Genomic DNA, 908 nt, shown 5'->3' on the forward strand with positions numbered 1-908 from the left:
TTTGGGAAAATCCAGAAAGATGTTCTTGAAATTGTGATCGTGAGAAATCATGGTGTCCATTCTCCGAAGGTCAGATAACAGCAAAAATCCTATCAGCCGAAAATACGGAAGACAAGGACAAGGTGAACAAAATAAAAGGTATGAAAGCGGGCGACCACCTTTTTTTCCAGTTTCATTGCAATCTGATTTTTCCGGCTTTATAATAAGACCAGTACAAAGAGCCTTTAAGTGGTCTTATTTTTTATAAGGAAGAAAGCCATGGAAACCATCCTTGCACCATTTTCCGCCAGTATTTCAGAACTCAAAAAAAATCCGGGGGCACTGATCCAGAAGGCCGACGGCAATCCGGTGACCATCCTGAACCGCAACAAGCCCACAGCCTATCTGGTTCCTGCGGCAACCTATGAAGCCCTGCTTGAAAAACTCGAAGACCATGAGCTGGGTCAGATTATCCTTGAGCGTAAAGCCCAAAGGGATCAGGCTGTGGAGGTCTCCATTAATGACCTATAAGCTCACGTTTCTCCCGGTTGCGCTGAAGGAGTGGAAAAAGCTGGACCCTTCCATAAGGGTTCAGCTCAAGAAAAAACTTGAAGAAATTATCCAGAACCCGAAAATACCCGCTAACAGGCTGAGGCAGTTCGAAAACCATTATAAAATCAAACTCAAAAGCTCAGGGTACCGTCTGGTGTATGAGGTCATTGAAAGCGAAATAGTGGTTCTTGTCATTGTCATTGGCAAACGTGAAGGGAACAAGGTCTATGAAGTGGCTAAGCTAAGAACCTGACCCATGGCGAAGACCCGTCACTCACTCCGCCTCCCCATCTTTCACCACGGCCTTTCTCTCCCTTTCAGGCACCAGATCCTTTTCCTTCTCCCTGGCCTTTTCCCGTCCCCTCTGTTCCAGAATG

Annotated in this window: 2 protein-coding genes; both read left to right on the plus strand. The window is 46.1% G+C overall.

Annotation, left to right across the window (positions count from 1 at the left end):
- The first annotated feature begins 258 nt into the window (after nt 1-258).
- Complete coding sequence (locus OOT00_RS16040; protein WP_265426431.1) at nt 259-510, plus strand: type II toxin-antitoxin system Phd/YefM family antitoxin; 252 nt, start codon at nt 259-261, stop codon at nt 508-510.
- Nucleotides 500-784: a type II toxin-antitoxin system RelE family toxin gene (locus OOT00_RS16045; protein ID WP_265426432.1), complete on the plus strand. Its 285-nt coding sequence runs from the start codon at nt 500-502 to the stop codon at nt 782-784. Before OOT00_RS16040 ends, OOT00_RS16045 begins: the two co-directional genes overlap by 11 nt.
- The last annotated feature ends 124 nt before the right edge of the window (nt 785-908 follow it).

It is taken from the genome of Desulfobotulus pelophilus (assembly GCF_026155325.1).
Taxonomy (GTDB): domain Bacteria; phylum Desulfobacterota; class Desulfobacteria; order Desulfobacterales; family ASO4-4; genus Desulfobotulus; species Desulfobotulus pelophilus.